The sequence below is a fragment of the Kribbella pratensis genome (genome assembly GCF_004365355.1).
Taxonomy (GTDB): domain Bacteria; phylum Actinomycetota; class Actinomycetes; order Propionibacteriales; family Kribbellaceae; genus Kribbella.
In genome coordinates this window covers 1,257,131-1,275,327 of sequence record NZ_SODP01000001.1, presented here as the reverse complement: position 1 = coordinate 1,275,327, position 18,197 = coordinate 1,257,131, and the positions used below count along the sequence as shown (strand labels likewise).

The 18,197-nt window shown below is 68.0% G+C and carries 16 protein-coding genes; 4 read left to right on the top strand and 12 right to left on the bottom strand.

Annotated features, from left to right (window positions below):
• Positions 1–39: 39 nt before the first annotated feature.
• The 3 genes from EV653_RS05940 to EV653_RS05930 all read right to left on the bottom strand — a co-directional run bounded on the left by EV653_RS05940 (position 40) and on the right by EV653_RS05930 (position 2,054).
• Positions 40–1,062 carry a TerC family protein gene (locus EV653_RS05940; RefSeq protein ID WP_134098705.1) on the bottom strand — a complete coding sequence of 341 codons (1,023 nt, stop codon included), beginning with the start codon at positions 1,060–1,062 and terminating at the stop codon, positions 40–42.
• Positions 1,063–1,313: 251 nt separating this feature from the next.
• On the bottom strand, positions 1,314–1,664 hold the full coding sequence (locus tag EV653_RS05935) for an MmcQ/YjbR family DNA-binding protein (protein WP_134098703.1): 351 nt from the start codon (positions 1,662–1,664) through the stop codon (positions 1,314–1,316).
• Between the two features lie 21 nt (positions 1,665–1,685).
• The gene (locus EV653_RS05930; RefSeq protein ID WP_134098701.1) at positions 1,686–2,054 is read right to left on the bottom strand and encodes a VOC family protein; all 369 of its coding nucleotides are present in this window, start codon (positions 2,052–2,054) and stop codon (positions 1,686–1,688) included.
• Positions 2,055–2,132: 78 nt separating this feature from the next.
• Between EV653_RS05930 and EV653_RS05925 the strand changes: the two genes are divergently transcribed.
• Positions 2,133–3,020: a carbon-nitrogen hydrolase family protein gene (locus tag EV653_RS05925; RefSeq protein ID WP_134098699.1), complete on the top strand. Its 888-nt coding sequence runs from the start codon at positions 2,133–2,135 to the stop codon at positions 3,018–3,020.
• A 26-nt stretch (positions 3,021–3,046) separates the two neighbouring features.
• Here the strand turns inward: EV653_RS05925 and uvrB are convergent, their stop codons facing one another.
• The 6 genes from uvrB to coaE all read right to left on the bottom strand — a co-directional run bounded on the left by uvrB (position 3,047) and on the right by coaE (position 10,182).
• Complete coding sequence (gene uvrB, locus EV653_RS05920) at positions 3,047–5,152, bottom strand: excinuclease ABC subunit UvrB (RefSeq protein ID WP_134098698.1); 2,106 nt, start codon at positions 5,150–5,152, stop codon at positions 3,047–3,049.
• A 272-nt stretch (positions 5,153–5,424) separates the two neighbouring features.
• Entirely contained in the window at positions 5,425–6,270 is an 846-nt protein-coding gene (locus EV653_RS05915) for a hypothetical protein (protein ID WP_134098696.1), read from the bottom strand.
• A 31-nt stretch (positions 6,271–6,301) separates the two neighbouring features.
• Positions 6,302–7,180, bottom strand: a complete 879-nt coding sequence (locus EV653_RS05910; protein WP_134098694.1) for a hypothetical protein — start codon at positions 7,178–7,180, stop codon at positions 6,302–6,304.
• Positions 7,177–8,250, bottom strand: a complete 1,074-nt coding sequence (locus EV653_RS05905; protein WP_134098691.1) for a hypothetical protein — start codon at positions 8,248–8,250, stop codon at positions 7,177–7,179. Before EV653_RS05905 ends, EV653_RS05910 begins: the two co-directional genes overlap by 4 nt.
• Positions 8,247–9,368: a PrsW family glutamic-type intramembrane protease gene (locus EV653_RS05900; RefSeq protein WP_238159588.1), complete on the bottom strand. Its 1,122-nt coding sequence runs from the start codon at positions 9,366–9,368 to the stop codon at positions 8,247–8,249. The genes EV653_RS05905 and EV653_RS05900 overlap by 4 nt, the downstream gene beginning before the upstream one ends.
• Before the next feature lie 205 nt (positions 9,369–9,573).
• Positions 9,574–10,182, bottom strand: coding sequence for a dephospho-CoA kinase (gene coaE / locus EV653_RS05895; protein ID WP_134098688.1), 609 nt, complete (start codon positions 10,180–10,182; stop codon positions 9,574–9,576).
• A gap of 33 nt (positions 10,183–10,215) precedes the next feature.
• Between coaE and EV653_RS05890 the strand changes: the two genes are divergently transcribed.
• Entirely contained in the window at positions 10,216–10,863 is a 648-nt protein-coding gene (locus EV653_RS05890; RefSeq protein ID WP_134098686.1) for a hypothetical protein, read from the top strand.
• Positions 10,864–11,074: 211 nt separating this feature from the next.
• Here the strand turns inward: EV653_RS05890 and rpsA are convergent, their stop codons facing one another.
• Positions 11,075–12,553 (bottom strand): 30S ribosomal protein S1, encoded by a 1,479-nt coding sequence (gene rpsA / locus EV653_RS05885; protein ID WP_134098684.1) that lies wholly within the window; start codon positions 12,551–12,553, stop codon positions 11,075–11,077.
• A 251-nt stretch (positions 12,554–12,804) separates the two neighbouring features.
• Positions 12,805–13,704 (bottom strand): phosphotransferase family protein, encoded by a 900-nt coding sequence (locus EV653_RS05880; RefSeq protein WP_134098682.1) that lies wholly within the window; start codon positions 13,702–13,704, stop codon positions 12,805–12,807.
• 24 nt (positions 13,705–13,728) lie between these two features.
• Between EV653_RS05880 and EV653_RS05875 the strand changes: the two genes are divergently transcribed.
• Both EV653_RS05875 and EV653_RS05870 read left to right on the top strand, forming a co-directional pair.
• Positions 13,729–14,529 carry a class I SAM-dependent methyltransferase gene (locus EV653_RS05875; protein ID WP_166679297.1) on the top strand — a complete coding sequence of 267 codons (801 nt, stop codon included), beginning with the start codon at positions 13,729–13,731 and terminating at the stop codon, positions 14,527–14,529.
• The gene (locus EV653_RS05870; protein ID WP_134098680.1) at positions 14,526–15,572 is read left to right on the top strand and encodes an acyltransferase family protein; all 1,047 of its coding nucleotides are present in this window, start codon (positions 14,526–14,528) and stop codon (positions 15,570–15,572) included. The genes EV653_RS05875 and EV653_RS05870 overlap by 4 nt, the downstream gene beginning before the upstream one ends.
• Here EV653_RS05870 and EV653_RS05865 read toward each other — a convergent pair.
• A complete protein-coding gene (locus EV653_RS05865; protein WP_238159587.1) occupies positions 15,470–18,148 on the bottom strand; it encodes an alpha-(1->3)-arabinofuranosyltransferase domain-containing protein in 2,679 nt (892 codons plus the stop codon). The two genes, EV653_RS05870 and EV653_RS05865, sit on opposite strands and share 103 nt — an antisense overlap.
• Between the last annotated feature and the right edge of the window lie 49 nt (positions 18,149–18,197).

Genomic DNA, 18,197 nt, shown 5'->3' with positions numbered 1-18,197 from the left:
CCACCCCCGCCCCGAGTGAAGGGCGGGGGCGGTTTGTGGTTAGGACTCTTTGGGGTGTAGTTCTGGGGCTGGGTCCTCGGCAGGCTCTTCGGCCTGGAGTGTGCGGGACTTGCGGAGGCTCAGGATTGTGGTGATGCCGAGGGTCACGATGATGAAGCCGAGCGAGAACCAGATCGGGATCTCGGGCGCCCAGTCGATGTGGTGACCGCCGTTGATGAACGGCAACTCGTTCACGTGCATTGCGTGCAGGACCAGCTTCACTCCGATGAACGCGAGCACCACCGACAGACCCAGCGACAGGTAGACGAGCCGCTTCAGCAGGTCGCCGAGCAGGAAGTACAGCTGGCGCAGACCCATCAGCGCGAAGACGTTGGCGGTGAAGACCAGGAACGGCTCCTGGGTCAGGCCGTAGATCGCCGGGATGGAGTCGAGCGCGAACAGCAGGTCGGTGGTGCCGAGGGCAATGATCACGATCGCCATCGGGGTGACGAGCCGCTTGCCGTTCTTCTTCAGCGTGAGCTTGACGCCGTTGTACTCATCGGTGGCGTTCAGCCGCTTCTTCGCGAACCGGATGACCGCGTTCTCCTTGAAGTCGTCATCGTCGTTCTCACCCTGCTTGGCCAGGTGGATCGCGGTGTAGACCAGGAACGCGCCGAAGATGTAGAAGACCCAGGAGAACTGGTTGATCGCGGCCGCACCGACTGCGATGAAGACGCCGCGGAACACCAGCGCCAGGATGATGCCGACCAGCAGCGCGGTCTGCTGGTACTTCCTGGGCACCGCGAACCTGCTCATGATGATCAAGAAGATGAACAGGTTGTCGACGCTCAGGCTGTACTCGGTGAGCCAGCCGGCGAAGAACTCCCCGGCATACCGCCCGCCGGAGAAGAACCAGACGCCGAGGCCGAAGACCACCGCGAGGCCGATGTAGAACGCGATCGCGGTCGCCGACTCGCGCGTGCTCGGCTCGTGCGGGCGACGGCCGATGACGAAGACGTCGAACGCGAGCAGCGCGAGCAGCACGCCGACGGTGATGTACCAAACGTAGTCAGCAACGTGCACAGAATCCTCCGGAGCTCAGATGAAATATCGACTCCGAAGGTCTCTTCCGCTGCACTCAGCCAGTGAGTCCAGCCGGGGGCACCGGGCGCGGGGCGAAAGCCCTTGACCGTGATGACGATGCCGCCGCGAAGGAATACTCCCCTTCTCCACCATCATTGTGACGGGTGAACGTCTCAGTCGCCAAATCCCCGGGACCGTGTCGGCCCGTCGAAATGATCACAGCCGGTTCGGGGAATAGTTGCCGCGAGTGATCAGTCGCCGACTGCGGGACGCTTGCTCTTCGGCAGCTTCGCGACGATCGTCTCGTACGACGTGTCGATCAGCTCGAGGATCTCGTCGTCGGGCACCGCTCCCCCGAGCCGTACGGTGTTCCATCCGGAGCGCCCGATGTAGGCCATCTTGCTGACGTCGTCCGGGTAGGTCACGACCAACTCGTCGGCCTCCTCCCGGTTGGCGCCGCACTTCAGGCCGACCCCGCTGCCACCGCCCAGGAACGCGAAGATCTTGTCGCCCACCTTCGCGACCACGTCGCCGTCCCACGGCTCGTCCTGCCACGCGCCGGGCTTCCCCAGGCAGTACTCGAGGAGCTCGTCGCCGCTCATCCGCGCCACCGCAAGCCTCCGTCAGCTGTGAGAGACAACTTCGACATTGTTGCCGTCGGGGTCGCGCATGAACACGGCGTAGTACCCGGGGTGGTACTCCGGCCACTCCTTCGGCTCGTGCAGCACCTCCGCACCCAGCTTCTTCGCCGCCCGATGCACGGTGTCGACGAGCGACCGGTTCGCCGCCGTGAACGCCAGATGAATCTCCCGCTGGGCTCCACCCGTGGTCTGCTTCCCGAGCCAGAACTTCGGTACGCCGTCCGCGCCCGACATCCCGAGCACGTCACCGAAGTCCATGCTCACCGTGATCCCGAGCGGCCCCAGCACGGTCTCGTAGAACTCGCGAGCGGCGCCGAGGTCGTCACACTGCACCGACACATGATCGAGCATGCGTCTCCTCCCCTGATGTCCCCTGATGTGTCCTGCTGCCCCAGCACCGCACAGTACCGCCGTCGTACGCTGCTCGGCATGGCTCCTGTTGTGGTCGCTGCGGTCCAGGCGGGATCGACGCTCTTCGACACACCCGCGACACTCGTCAAGGCAGAGCACTACATCCGGGAGGCGGCCGCGGGCGGTGCTCGGCTGATCGTGTTGCCGGAGGCCTTCCTCGGCGGGTACCCGAAGGGGTTCGACTTCGGGATCACCGTGGGGTCGCGGTCGCCGGAGGGGCGGGAGCTGTTCCGCCGGTATCGCGAGGCCGCCGTACGACTCGACGGACCTGAGACCGCCCGGCTTGCCGAGCTGGCGGCGGAGCTTGGCGTCCACGTCGTCGTCGGCGTGATCGAGCGCGATGGCGGGACGCTGTATTGCACGGCCGTATTCATCGACCCTCGCCGCGGATTGGTGGCGCATCACCGGAAGCTGATGCCGACCGCGGCCGAGCGGTACCTGTGGGGGCAGGGCGACGGTTCGACGATGCCTGCCGTCGAGACAGACCTCGGCGTCCTCGGCGCGGCGATCTGCTGGGAGAACTACATGCCGCTCTTCCGGCAGTCCATGTACGCGAAGGGTGTGCAGATCTGGTGCGCGCCCACAGTTGACGACCGCGACCAGTGGCAGGCAACCATGCGTCACATCGCGCTCGAGGGCCGGTGCTTCGTCATCAGCGCGAACCAGTATCTGACCGATGGCGACACCATCCTCATCAACGGCGGCAGCACGATCATCTCCCCGCTGGGCGATATCCTCGCCGGCCCGCTCCGCGCCCAGGAAGGTGTCCTGCTCGCGGAGCTGGACCTGGCCGAGCTGGATCGCGAGTACTTCGATTTCGACTCGGTCGGCCACTACGCGCGGCCGGACATCTTCACCCTGACGGTGGACGAGACGCCGCGCCACACCGTCGTACGCCGGAGCTGAGAGAGCCGGCGTACGACGGTCCGGGGCTACTTGGCGCCGGCGTTGGTCATCTGGCGGAGCTCCTTCTTGAGCTCGGAGATCTCGTCGCGGTAGCGGGCGGCGACCTCGAACTGGAGCTCGGCGGCGGCGTTGTGCATCTGGTCGGTGAGCTGCTGGATCAGATCGGCAAGGTCGGACGACGGCAGGCCGCCGGCCAGTTCCTTCGCCTTCTCGCCGGCCTTCGCCTTGCCGCCACCGGGGACCGGAGCCTTGCCGCGGGACTGCGTGCGGCCGGAGCCCAGCAGTTCGGCGGTGTCGGCGTCCTCGCGGGCGAGCATGTCGGTGATGTCGGCGATCTTCTTCCGCAGCGGCTGCGGGTCGACGCCGTGCGCCTCGTTGTAGGCGATCTGCTTCGCACGCCGCCGGTTGGTCTCGTCGATCGCCTGCTCCATCGACGGGGTGATCTTGTCGGCGTACATGAACACCTGACCGGACACGTTTCGCGCCGCACGGCCGATGGTCTGGATCAGCGAGCGGCCCGACCGCAGGAACCCTTCCTTGTCCGCATCGAGGATCGCCACCAGCGACACCTCGGGCAGGTCGAGGCCCTCACGCAGCAGGTTGATGCCGACGAGGACGTCGTACTCACCCATCCGGAGCTCGCGCAGCAGCTCGACCCGGCGGAGCGTGTCGACCTCGCTGTGCAGGTACCTCGTCCGGATGCCCATCTCGAGCAGGTAGTCGGTGAGATCCTCGGACATCTTCTTGGTCAGCGTGGTGACCAGGACCCGCTCGTTCCGCTCGACGCGGAGCCGGATCTCGTGGATCAGGTCGTCGATCTGGCCCTTGGTCGGCTTCACGATCACCTCGGGGTCGACCAGACCGGTCGGCCGGATGATCTGCTCGACGAACCCGTCGGACTTGTCCTGCTCGTACTGCCCCGGGGTCGCGGACAGGTAGACGGTCTGGCCGATCCGCTCGAGGAACTCCTCCCAGCGCAGCGGCCGGTTGTCCATCGCCGACGGCAGCCGGAACCCGTGCTCGACCAGGGTCCGCTTGCGGGACATGTCGCCCTCGTACATCCCGCCGATCTGCGGGACGGTCACGTGCGACTCGTCGATGACCAGCAGGAAGTCCTCGGGGAAGTAGTCGAGCAGGCAGTGCGGCGCCGTCCCGGCCTCCCGGCCGTCGGTGTGCCGCGAGTAGTTCTCGATCCCCGAGCAGGTCCCGATCTGGCGCATCATCTCGATGTCGTACGTCGTACGCATCCGGAGCCGCTGGGCTTCGAGCAGCTGCCCGTTGCGCTCGAGCTCGGCCAGCCGCTCCTCCAGCTCGGCCTCGATCGAGGTGATCGCGCGCTCCATCCGCTCCGGCGCGGTCACGTAGTGCGTGGCGGCGCCGATGTAGACCTCGTCCTCCTCGCTGATGACCTCGCCGGTCAGCGGGTGCAGCGTCATCACGCGCTCGATCTCGTCGCCGAAGAACTCCACCCGGACGGCGAGCTCCTGGTAGACCGGGAAGACCTCGAGCGTGTCGCCGCGGACCCGGAACGTGCCGCGGGTACCGGCCAGGTCGTTGCGCGCGTACTGCACGCCGACGAGCTTGCGGAGCAGGCCGTCGCGGTCCATCTCGGCGCCGACCTTCACGTGGATCATGCGGTTCAGGTACTCGTCGGCGGAGCCCAGGCCGTAGATGCAGGACACGGTCGCGACCACGATCACGTCGCGGCGGGTCAGCAGCGACCAGGTCGCGGAGTGGCGGAGGCGCTCGACCTCCTCGTTGATCGAGGAGTCCTTCTCGATGTAGGTGTCCGTCTGCGGTACATACGCCTCGGGCTGGTAGTAGTCGTAGTACGACACGAAGTACTCGACGGCGTTGGCGGGGAAGAACTGGCGCAACTCGTTCGCGAACTGGGCGGCGAGCGTCTTGTTCGGCTGCAGGATCAGCATCGGACGCTGGATCTTCTCGGCCAGCCACGCGATCGTCGCGGTCTTACCCGTACCGGTGGCGCCCAGTAGTACGACGTCCTGCTCGCCGGCGTTGATCCGCCGCTCCAGGTCCGCGATCGCAGCCGGTTGGTCACCCGCCGGATCGAAATCCGACACCACCTTCAGCGGGGCGACCATACGCTGGAGATCCGAGACCTGTCTCATGCCCTCCACCGTACGGCCCCACTCCGACAGTTTCTAAAAACCCCAGGTCAGAACCCCAAAAACACACCCGCCTCGCTCCGCTCGGCGGGTGGAAGTAGACGCAAGCCCCGCCTCGCGGTGGGAGGCGGCGCAAGCCCCGCACGTGGTGGGTCATGGCCTAGCCCCCGTGGCGGAGGCGGTGTGCCCGCCCGTGGCGGAGGCGGCGTAGCCCGCCCGTGGCGGGAGGCGGCTGCCCCGCCCGTGGCTGGCGCGCAAGCCCGCCCAGGGTGGGGCTAGAAGCTTTTGATGACGCTGTTGTTCATGTAGATGAGTTCGTTGACGCGGCGGGCGTAGACCCTTGCCTCCAGGGCTGCGTCGGTGGCGGTGACGCGCTTGAACTTGTCCTGGTAGGCGGTGACGAAGCCCCTCATCGCGATCTTCGCGCCGGTCTTGGTCACGTAGGTGCCGTTGTACTGGACCGCGTAGCAAGCCGTGATGTTCGGGTTCGGGGTCCGGCAGGCCACGGTCTTGCCGATCTTCACGCCCTGGTAGCTGGCCGACTCGATGTCGACGAGGTGCTCGGCGAAGCCCTTGGCGTCGTACAGCTCGGTCTGCCGGACCCAGTAGTACCCGTCGATCAGGCCGCGAGCGTTGAACTGCTGCAGGATCCAGTTCTGCCCGGAGTAGCTCTTGTCAGGCGACTTCAGCCAGCCCTTGGACGGGGTGAACCAGATCCCCCAGCCAACCTCGACACCGACGTCGTTCGGTCCCTTGGAGTCGTTCGGCGTCGGAGTCGGCGACGGCGTGTACAGCGTGCCGACCGGGTCGGGCGTCTGCTGGCTCACCGGCTTGTCCTTGCCGCTGCCGTTCACCAGCAGCACCACACCGGTCGCGACCAGCAGCACCGCGACGATCGCACCGGCCATGATGATCCACGCCGTACGGTTCGACTTCGGCGGCTGATGCGGCCGCTGCGGCCCCGGCCCCCAACCACCGCCAGGACGCCCACCACCAGCACCGCCGGCCCCCGCCGGTCCCCAGCCGCCAGGCGCCGTACCCGGCCCAGCGGTTCCCCAACCACCAGGAGCGGGAGCAGGTGCGGGCGGCGGGCCCGGGGGCGGACCGTACGGCTGACTCATAGTGTTTCCTCGCGGTAGTTCCGGTGGTTCGTCACAGGCTGTCGATCACGGACTTCTTCATGATCGCGGCGTCCGCCTCGGCCTTCTGGGCGAAGTCGACCCGGGTCCGAAAGTCCAGTGCGGTGACCACGTTGTCCTTGCGCCGGTACACCTCGACCGAGCCCTGGACCTTCACGTCCGCGCCGTTCTCCTTGGCCGTGGAGGTGTAGTCGATCGCGACGCACTCCACCAAGACGTCCTTCGGGCACGGCAGGTTCCGTACGTTGCCGAGCTGCGCGACCTCTTCCTCGGTCTCGCCCTCGACGATCCCGAGCAGGTACGCCTGAGCGGTGACGTTCTGCTTCTGCCGCACCCACAGGAACGCCCGCGCGTGCACGCTGTCGTTCGGCGGATACGTCGCGACCTGCTTGCCCTGCGTCTCCTTGGTGTACAGGCTCCAGCCCTGCACCGGGACGATCGAGACACCGAAGCCGACCGGTATCGCATTCGGCGGCGGCTGGTACGACGACTTCGGCGCGGTCGGCGTACCCACCGGCGTACTCGGCGTCGGATCGGCCTTGTCGTCGCCACCGCCGGACAGCAGCACCAGCGCGACGGCTACCAGCGCAACGACGATCAGACCGGCGCCGACCGGAATCAGCAGCGGCGGGATGCCGCGCTTCTTCTCCGGCGGCGGGCGCCGCAGCGACGGCGGCCCGACGTTCTCACCCCAGGCCGACGACGTCTCCGTAGCCGGACCTGGTCCCGGACCAGGTGCACCACCGCCGCCCCACGGCGACGGTGGTGGTGGCACCTCGAGATTCCACGGCGACGGCGGGAGCTGCTCCTCCGGCTCGGTGTCGTCAGCCTCCGGCCCGGGCTGGTTGACCCAGGGGTTGGTGCTGGAACCCTTGTCGCGTTTTCCGCTCACTGACTCTTGACCACCGACAACAACATCGCGTCCGAGTCCGTCTGGATCGTCGCGACCTTGTCCTTTCGCCCGTACACCCGGACGATCGTGATCACGCCGTCGTTGCGCTCGATCACGCCGACGAAGCCGACCACCGGGATGCTGCCGTTCTGGCTGCTGGAGATCGCGCTGAAGTTCTGCGTGGTGACGACCTTGACCGGAGTCTTGTCGTCCGGCCCGGGCTTGGTCACCTTCGGCTGACCGGTCTTCACCGAGGACAGGTCCTTGGTCTCGGCGTTCAGCAGCTTCGGCAGCACGGTGTCGGTGTTCTCGTCGGCCGCGGCCTTCCACGCGTCGACCATGAAGTACGCCTCACCCTGCTTGAGCAGGTACACACCGTCGAACCCGTCCAGGCTCTTGCGGATGTAGCCCGGCTGCGGCTTCACGTAGACGCCCTGGGAGACCTCGATGCCCTCGTCGACGTTCGTCGGCTGGGTGCTCTGGCCGGTCGTCGGCTGGGAGGTCGGCGTCGGGCTCGGGTCGGCCTTCTTGTCGTCACCCTTGAAGACGAGCGCCAGTACGACGCCGATGACCGCGACCACGGCGAACGCGCCACCGGCGATCAGCAGGGTCTTGCTGCCACCGCCCTTGCGCCGCGGCTGCTGGCTGTACTGAGCCCATGGCTGCTGGCCGCCGTACTGCGGCTGCTGGCCCGGATACCCCTGCTGGTACTGCTGCTGACCGGGGTAACCCTGTTGCTGGGGGTACTGCTGCTGCCCCGGGTAGCCCTGCTGCGGCGGCTGGCCCGGCTGAGGAGGCTGACCCTGCTGCGGCGGCTGGCCCTGCGGCGGGTACGGCGGCTGCGGCGGCTGCGGCGGACGCCCGTAGCCGGGCTGTCCCTGCGGCGGCTGCCCGTATCCAGGCTGGCCCTGCGGCTGGCCGTACCCGGGCGGCGGGCCATACCCAGGCTGCCCGCCCGGCTGCTGACCAGGCTGACCAGGCTGACCAGGCTGACCAGTCTGGCCCGGCCGGCCTCCGTACGGCTGCTGTCCGCCCTGGCCACCGCCGTACGGCGGCTGCTGGTTGCTCATGCCTGCGTCTCCCCAGTCGTCGCGGCGGTCGGTGCGGATACCCCGCGGGCGGACTTCGGCACGGAGCGCACCGAGTTGCCACAGGCGGAGCAGAAGTCGGACTGCGGGAGCAGCGGCATCTCACAGCGCGAGCAGAACGCCATGTCGCCCGACGCGTGGTTGGAGCCGCCCCGCGCGGCCGACTCGAGTGCAGCCTCGAGCAGGCCCTTGTGGAGCACGGTCCGCACCCGGATGATCAGCGCGCCGAGCAGCAGCAGGCCCCAGACCACACCGAGGATCGAGCCGATCGTCGAGCCGTGTCCGCCGACGAAGCCGAGCAGGTAGACACCGCCCTGGAAGAGCGCGTTCACCACCATCGCCTGGAGCAGACCGGCCACCCAGCGCGGTGTGAACCCGTCGTACCCCTCGCCGAGGCCGGAGAACTCCGCACCGGCCAGACCGGTCGCCGAGCCGTACACCAGCGGCTTGATGAAGCCGTGCAACAAGACAATCGAGATCCACGTGCCGGCACTGCTGCCCGGACCGGCGAAGCCGCCGCTGATCCAGCCCCAGTGCAGCACCAGCGTCTCGAAGCAGGCGTAGCCGACACCGGCCACCACACCGAAGGTGAAGCCGTCCATCAGGTCGTCGTACCGCGGCCGCGAGGCCAGGTAGAGCGGGCCGATCTGCCGGATGAGCTCCGAGACCACCGGCACAAGCAACAACAGGATCAGCAGGTCACGCCCGGACGGACCGGCGCTGTTGCCGCCGATGGTGTCCAGCGAGAGCGCCAGCTTGTCCTTCCACAGCCAGGTGAAGACAGCCGCGAGTACGCCGGTCAGCACGAAGGCCGCGGCGACCACCGGGATCGGCTCGTCCTCCCAGAGGTTCACGTCGTACAAGTAGATGATGTAGACGATCGGGATGGCGAAGGCCGCGATCATGATCGCCACCGGCAGCGCGCCCAGCGCGGCCGTCACCACGGTCAGCAGCAGGGCGATGCCGAGCGCGACCTTGTAGGTGTACGGCTGCTGGCCGGACCCCTGGGGCATGATCGTCGAGACCAGTCGGAACGACGCCACCGGCTCATCAGGCCTGGCGGCGTACGCCTTCTTGCGCTCGGCATCCCCGGTCCGCATGTCGTTGCCACAGTGGTGACAGAAATGCGAGACCTCGGGGACGTCAGAGCTGCAGCGCGGACACACCACGCCTTCCTCCCTACTTCGGACGTCCGGACCGGCGCGGGGCGCGCCGTCGGTGGCCGGCCTGCAGGCGTCACCCCGGGCCGGACCGGGACAGATTCTTGTACAGCCGGTCCCGGATTCATCATTTACCGCGCAGGGGTCACCTTTTCGTGTCCGGACCGTGGCCTGTGAGTTGTTCCCACACCTGGTCGAGCTGGCGGTCCAGGTCGGCCAGGCTGCCGGAGTTGTCCACCACCACGTCCGCGGCCGCGAGCCGGTCCTCCCGGGACGCCTGGCTGGCGATCCGCTGGTTCGCTTCCGCGTCAGTCATCCCGCGCTGCGCCGTCAGTCGCTGCACCTGCACATCGACCGGTACGTCGACCACGAGGACGACGTCGAACTTGCCGGCCTGCCCGGTCTCCACCAGCAGCGGGATGTCGTGCACCACGATCGCGTGCTCCGACGCCTGGTGCTCGATCTCGGCGGCGCGCGCCCGTACCCGCGGATGGATGATCGCCTCCAGCTTCCGCCGGGCGGTCTCGTCGCCGAACACGATCTTGCCGAGCGCCGGCCGGTCCAGCTCCCCGTCCGCAGTCAGTACGCCGGAACCGAACGCCGCGACCACCTCATCCAGCCCGTCGGTCCCCCGCGCGACGACCTCCCGAGCCAGTACGTCGGAGTCGATCACCACCGCGCCCCGCTCAGCCAGCCGCGACGACACCGCACTCTTCCCGGCCCCGATCCCGCCAGTCAGTCCCACTCTCAGCACCCCAGCACCCTATCCAGCGGCCTAGCATGGCGTATGGGGTGGTTACGACGGGGACGGGATGCGCAGGAGCTGAAGCATGTCCGCCGGATGGCCGAGGAGGACGTCGTCCAGTTCGGGGAGGAGCTGGCTCGGCTCGGTGAGCTGCTGGAGGGCGGTGCGCTCGACGCGGAGACCAGGCACGATTACCAGACCGCGCTGGACGCGTACGAGACCGCCGAGCGGCTGGTGGACCGGCTCAGCTCGTTCGAGGCGATCAGTGCGATCGTCGACACCCTGACCGCGGGTAGGTACGCGCTGGCGTGCGTCCGCGCCCGGGTCGCCGGCGATCCGCTGCCGGAACGCCGTACGCCGTGCTTCTTCAACCCGCAGCATGGTCCGGCCGCGCGCGAAGTGGTCTGGACACCACGCAGCGGCCCGACCCGGAAGGTGCCGGCCTGCGCACAGGACGCGGCCCGGATCCAGGCGGGCGAGGATCCGCCGGTCCGCCTGGTCCGGTACGGCGAGCAGGACGTCCCGGCCTGGGAAGCGGGCGCCCCGAACGAGCCGTACCGCATCGGCTTCTTCTCCGCCAGCGGCGCCCGCGCCCACGTTGTGGAACTGAAAATGCGCCTCAAAGGCGAAGGCCGCGGCCAATGGGGCACCGACCTAGGCAAACCCCGCATCCGCCGCCCCTACGACTGACACGAGCCTCGCCGAGTCGTGGCGAACGGTTCCGACCCCGAACGCCGAGTCGTGGATCCCGGCAGATTTTCCGAACCAATCTCCACGACTCGGCGAGCGGGCGGGGTTCGGCGGTCGGCGAAGCGAGCTGCTTGGGGAATGCGAGAACCCCCGCACCTGGTGGTGCGAGGGTTCTCGTTGGTACGACCGGAGGAACTCTCCGGGCAGGGGATCAGCCCTGGCCGGTGAGCTTCTCGCGGAGGGCCTGCAGGGCCTCGTCGGAAGCGAGCGCGCCCTCGACGGGGGCGTCGTCCTTCGGGGCAGCGGCCGAGGAGTACGTCGATGCCTCGCCGGCCTCGACGTCCGCCGTCTTGGCGTCCTCGATCTGCTTCTTGTGGGCCTCCCAGCGCTGGTGGGCCTCGGCGTACTGCCGCTCCCACTCCTCACGCTGCGCGTCGAAGCCCTCGAGCCACTCGCCCGTCTCCGGGTCGAAGCCCTCGGGGTAGATGTAGTTGCCCTGGTCGTCGTACGTCGCCGTCATGCCGTAGAGCGTCGGGTCGAAGTCGTCCGAGACCGGGTCCAGCCCCTCGTTGGCCTGCTTCAGCGACAGCGAGATCCGGCGACGCTCGAGGTCGATGTCGATGATCTTGACCATCGTGTCGTCGTTGACCTGGACGACCTGCTCCGGGATCTCGACGTGACGCTCGGCCAGCTCGGAGATGTGCACCAGACCCTCGATGCCCTCCTCCACGCGGACGAACGCACCGAACGGAACCAGCTTGGTGACCTTGCCGGGCACGATCTGGCCCATCTGGTGGGTCCGGGCGAACTGCTGCCACGGGTCTTCCTGGGTCGCCTTCAGCGACAGCGAGACGCGCTCGCGGTCCATGTCGACGTCCAGCACCTCGACGGTGACCTCCTGGCCGACCTCGACGACCTCGGTCGGGTGGTCGATGTGCTTCCAGGACAGCTCCGAGACGTGCACCAGACCGTCGACGCCGCCGAGGTCCACGAACGCACCGAAGTTGACGATCGAGGACACGACACCCTTGCGGATCTGGCCCTTCTGCAGCTGGGTGAGGAAGTTCATCCGCACCTCGGACTGCGTCTGCTCCAGCCACGCCCGGCGGGACAGGACCACGTTGTTGCGGTTCTTGTCCAGCTCGATGATCTTGGCCTCGATCTCCTGGCCGACGTACGGCTGGAGGTCGCGGACGCGACGCATCTCGACGAGCGAGGCCGGCAGGAAGCCACGGAGGCCGATGTCGAGGATGAGTCCACCCTTGACGACCTCGATGACGGTGCCGGTGACGACGCCGTCCTCTTCCTTGATCTTCTCGATCGTGCCCCAGGCCTTCTCGTACTGGGCGCGCTTCTTCGAGAGGATCAGACGGCCTTCCTTGTCCTCCTTCTGGAGAACCAGGGCCTCGACGTGATCGCCGACGTTGACGACCTCGTTCGGGTCGACGTCGTGCTTGATCGACAGCTCGCGGGAGGGGATCACGCCTTCGGTCTTGTAACCGATGTCGAGCAGGACCTCGTCCCGGTCGACCTTGACGATGGTGCCCTCGACGATGTCGCCGTCGTTGAAGTACTTGATGGTCTGATCGATCGCCGCGAGGAAGTCTTCCTCCGACCCGATGTCATTGACCGCTACCTGCGGGGTGTTGCGCACTGCGGGGTCGAGGGGAGCCTCGATGCTGGCCGTCATGTGGTGGGTTGCTCCGTGGACTGGTGGTGTCGTGCGGTTGCGTCATGAACCTTTGGATCGCACCAAACCGCGGGATTGCCTGAAGACGACAGATTCACCACCGACTGCTGCGAGTCACGAGCCTGCTCGGTCCGAGGTCGCGCGGGCCCATAGCGCATCTGACAGAATACCGGTCTTCACGAAGGCAGCACAACCTGGGGCACCCAGTGCCTACCGAGCGCCCGCCGAGGTCTCACGACGTGCCATTGACTTCAGAGTACGACGTCCAGGTCCGGACGGCCTGCGGAGAGGTCTCCCGTGTCCGCCATTCGGAAGACCAGCCGGTGCGCCGCGGCGGCGACCTCGTGCTCAGCCGACCGCGTGGCGAGGTCCAGCAGCGCCCACAGATCCGCCGCCCGGCCCAGATCGACGAGCCGCTCCCCCAGCCCGGTCGCCTGTAGCAGCCCGCTCCCCCGCAGTACGTCGAGGACGGCTCCCGCCAGCACCTGGTCCGTGCTGAAGCGCAACAGGTTGCCCAGGTCGGCGTACGGCGAACCGGCGTGGGCGAACTCCCAGTCGATGAGACCGGTGATGCGGCCCGTCGTCGGGTCGACCAGCAGGTTCTTCGGGTTGAAGTCGCTGTGCACGAGGCAGAACCGCTCGACGCCCTCGGCCAGCAGGTCCTCGGCGTACCTGAACACGCTCTCAAGGCCCTCCCGCTGCGTCGGGGTCATCCCGAGGTCCAGGCTGTCGACGTACTGCTCCAGGTCCCCGCGCAGCGGCTCGATCGCGAGGTCCCCGTCGCGGAACAGCCCGAACGAGCGGAACGGCATCCCGCTCAACCGCGCGAGCAGCTCGCCCAGCTGCTTCCCGACGTACCGCCGCTCGTCCTCCCCGGCCGTCGAGAGGTAGACCTCCAGGTTCACGCCCGGCAGCCGCTCGGTCAGCAGGTACGGCGGGTCGTCCGACGCGCCCTCCCGCTTCACGTCGAGCACTCGCGGCACCGGGAGCAGTCCACGTACCAACTGCAACAGCGCAGCGTCCACAGCTGCCCGCCCGGGGTCCTTCAGATAGAGCTTGAGTACGGCGTCCTCGCCGCCCGCACTGACCGCGTATGTCTGGCCCTGATAACCGCCTGGCAACGGAACAGCACTAGCGGCGAAGTCGCTCATGGTTTCGACACTAGAGTGTGCGAGGTGAACAGGCCGGTACGGGTGGAGCTGACCGAGGTGGAGACCTCGCGAGCCAGTCGTACCTACTGGGACTCGGCAGCTGACGAGTATCTGGAGGAGCACGGCGACTTCCTCGGCTCCGACCGGTTCATCTGGTCTCCGGAGGGTGTCGACGAGGAGGCAGCCCAGCTACTGGGGCTGGTCCGGGGCAAGCGCATCCTCGAGGTCGGCTGCGGCGCGGCCCAGTGCTCGCGGTGGCTGGTCGGCCAGGGCGCCGATGTCGTTGCCTTCGACATCTCTCTCGAGCAGCTCCGCATCGCGAAGGACCTCGATGCCCGGACCGGTACGTCGGTCCGCACCGTCGCCGCAGACGCGGTGGCGCTGCCGTACGCCGACAGCACGTTCGACATCGCCTGCTCAGCCTTCGGCGCACTGCCCTTCGTCGCCGACGTCGGTACTGCGTTCCGCCAACTGGAGCGCGTCCTCAAGCCAGGTGGTCTGCTCGTGTTCTCGGTGACCCACCCGTTCCGCTGGACCATGCCCGACGACCCGTCGCCGGCCGGACTACGCATCACCCACTCGTACTTCGACCGGACGCCGTACGTCGAGGTCGACGAGTCCGGTACGCCGGTGTACGCCGAGCATCACCGCACCGCCGGCGACTGGATCCGCGAACTGACCGGTGCGGGCTTCGTCGTCGATGACCTCCTCGAGCCGGAGTGGCCGGCCGGACACGAGCTGGTCTGGGGCGGTTGGGGTCCGGAGCGCGGCCGGTACGTCCCCGGAACTGCCATCTGGACCGCACACAAGGCACCGAACGCATGACCCGCTTCCCAGCAGTGGATGGGCTGCGGGCAATTGCAGCGCTCGCAGTGGTGACCGCACAGGTCGGTCTGCACACGCATGCGCCGCTCGCTGGCCTCGTGTCCCGGCTGGACGTCGGCTGGGCGATCTTCTGCGCGATCTCCGGCTTCCTGCTCTACCGGCCGCACGTCGTCGCGTGGTTCTCAGCCACCGAGCCGCCGCTCACATTGCCCTATCTGCGTGGCCGAGCGCTGCGGATCCTCCCGGCCTTGCTAATCACCGTCGTGCTGTCGATCGCCTTCGTAGCTCACCCGGCGACCACCTACCTCCGGTGGGCCGTCCTAACGCCACTCCCCTTCTACCTGCTCCTCCCGGGCCTGGGCAGACTGCTCACCGGGTACGAGCGACCGACTCGCCGCAGCGTCCGCTGGCGCCTCCTTGTCCTGGTCGCCCTGACTGTGCTCGGCCCGGTGTGGATGGCGGCGGTGACGGCGACCGATCACCCGCAGGCGAGCCTCTGGCTGCCCGGGTACCTCGGCTGGTTCGCAGTCGGCATGGGTCTGGCTCTGTGGCAGGTCTCCCGCGCCACAGGTCGGCTCGGTCCGTCGGCACTCGACACGTTGACCAGAGTCCCCGGAACCCTCTGGGGAATCGCCGCAGCGCTCCTCCTGGTCTCCGCGACCCCGCTCGCCGGACCGTACGACCACTCCGCTCCCACACCGGCACAAGCGCTGCTCAAGAGCCTGCTCTATACCGCTGTCGTGGCCTGCGTGCTGTTCCCGATCCTGACGCCCTCCGCGAAGACGGTCCGCGTGCTGGGTGGTCGCCCGGCGCAGATCGGTGCGCGACTCTCGTACGGCGTGGTGGTGTACGGGTTCGTCGTACTGGGCGTGATGCGCGGGCCGTTCGCAGTACAGCTGCTGGTGACGCTGGGCTGCGCGGTCGTGCTGGCCGCCGCGAGTTACCGCCTGATAGAGCGGCCAGTCCTGCGTTTCGGGAAGAAGACTCCAACGGCTAGGACGGTCAGCAGTGTGATCAGCCCGAGCAACAGCCCGGCGCGGTAGGTCCGTGCCGGCATGAAGCTGGCCGTGACGACCTGTTCGGGTCCGGCCGGCAGGACCCACCCCTGCTGCCAGCCGCCGATCCGGATCGGCGTCAGCTTCTGGCCGGTGCTGTCGTACGCCTCCCAGCCCTCGTTGTAGTTCTGCGCGACCGCCAGCACGGACTGGTCGTCCGCGTCGGGCACCTCGACGGTCAGCTCCGCCGGATTCGGACGCCAGACGTCCACGCCCTGCACCGGCGTCACAGACACGTCGCCGAATCCAGCCTTGACCAGCGTGGTCTCGATCGGCACGAAACCACCGCCTGCGAGCACCTCCACGTGGTGGCTCCCGGACCGCAGCGCTACCGACGTCGCCCCGCACAGGCTGAACGGCACCGTCCGCCGCTGCAGCACGTCCCGCATGGTCGCTGTCACCTGTGTCCGAGCCGGTACGCCGTCGACGCGTACCGCCGGACCGTTCCCGCAGTACGTCGGGACGCGGCGGTCCGGATCCACTGCCTTGCGCAGCTCGTCCGCGCCGAGCACGGCGACCTCTGTCACCCCGACCGGGCTCCGACGCGCGTCCTGCAACGGCTTCGTCGCAGTGAAGTCGATCTTGATCGTCCGCACGTGCCGCGCCGCGAACCGGACATACCCCTCGGCGTCGACTGTGGCCCGGATCGGTACGCCGCCGTCGAAATGCAGCATGACCTCGGCCGGCCGCGAGCCGTCCAGGTAGGTGTCGGACTGGAACCGCAGCCCGGCTACATCCCTTGCCACCGGCAACTTCAGTGTGAGACTCGGCTTCGGGTCATCCGGATCCGCCAGCCAGCTCGTCCCGGGATCACGGTCGACAGCCGCACCCGGCCGGCCCTCCGGCGCCGTGACCGCCCGCGAGGACGCCGTCGCGGTGATCGCACCCTGCACCGGCAACAGCCGTTCGAGCACATCACCGTCCTTGGGCAACGCCGTGCCCCGCAGCTCGTACGACGCAGCCTGCGGCAGCTGCACGCTCCGACTGAGGCCGTTCTCGGCCGCAGGGGTCGCCTGCTCCTGGTTGCACAACGCCCGCGCCCCGACATGCAGACAGCCGGATCGCCCGATCTGCTGAGTCCGCAGCACCACCGCACTCGGCTGCTCATCGACCGGCTTGCTGACCTCGGTCTCGATCAACGGCAGCCCGTCGACCTTGCCCGTAGCGTCTGACCGCAGTACCGCGCCCCCAGTCCCGCCAAGCGCTGTCACGACAGTCGGTACGTCGTCAGCGGTACCGACGACTGCCACGAGCCGGGACCGCGGGATCAGCCGCCCCGGCGTGGTCGCGCCGACGTCGTAGATCTCCACGCTCGGGTACGGGATGCGGGTATGCCCGCCAGGACCGAAGTACGCGACACGTCCGATGCCTGCGTCGGCCAGGCTCTCGTGGATCGCGAGCGTGTCCTCCAGGTCATTGCGCACCACGACGTACCGGACGCCATCGCGAGTGAGCTCCTGCCGCAGTGTCTGGTCGCCCACGCCGGAGCCGACGCGGCGCTCCACATCGTCGGTCAGAGCAGCCATCGGTCGCTTGACCAATGCGGTCAGCGGCTCGGTCGTGCTGGAGAGGAGTAGGACGCTGCCGGGGGCGGACTGCGAGTCCAGCCATGCTGCGGCTGCATTCCAGTGCCCTGGGATCGCGGCGGATGCTCCGTCCGGTCGTAGCAGCACGACGGGCGCGGCTGCAGCCACAGCCAGACATGCGACCACCGCCGGTACGACGCGACGGTTGACACCCCGAGATACGGACAGATTGGCCAGCCGGCGCAGGTACTGCGCTGCAGCGAGTGCGAGCGGCAGCCCGATGACCACTCCAATAACGGGCAACCAGCGCGGTCCCGGCGGCGCATCGCCGTACTGGAGGAGCAGCGCAAGCGGCGCCAGCCACCAGATCGACACGGCCACCACAAAGCCCAGCCAGCCCAGTGCGAGCTTCAGCTTGCGGTGGCTGACCAACCAGATCGCCGGTACGACAAGTGTCGCGGCGCCTGCGACCGGGTCTGCGCCGCCGATCAGCGCGAACGCCAGCGCCGACCAGCTGGCGCGCCACCAACCGGAGCGGGCGCGGGGCGACACGAGCGGCAGCATGATCCACGGAGCCATGGCCATCGGCCACACCTCGATCGGGAACTCACCGAAGACCCTTGGCACGAGCGCGTAGAGCAGTGCAACCGCGAAGCGGGTCCACGGGACGCCGTACTCCAGGACGTTGCAGAGCTTCCAGATACCGAGGAAGGCGACGCAGAGGACCAGCGACCACCACAGGCGTTGAGTGATCCAGTCCGGCACGGACAAGGCGTCCAGCAGCCAATGGAACGGCCCGATCGGCAGGAGGTAGCCGAAGGCGTCGCTCTGCACCTGACCGAAGGCGGTGTGCGGGTCCCACAAGTGCAGAGCCCGGGACAGGAACCGGCCAGGTGCCGCGGTCAGCTCGATCCTGCTGTCGGCAAGAATCTTGCCCGGAGCCTGCTGGAAGCACAGGGCCACCAGAGCCAGGCAGCCCAGCACGAGCCGCGCTCGCCAGACCACCTGCTCCGAACTGCCTGCTTTCAGCCTCCCCACCGGCGGGACATTAACGGATCCGGCGGCCTCCCGACGGCATCGTTGCCGT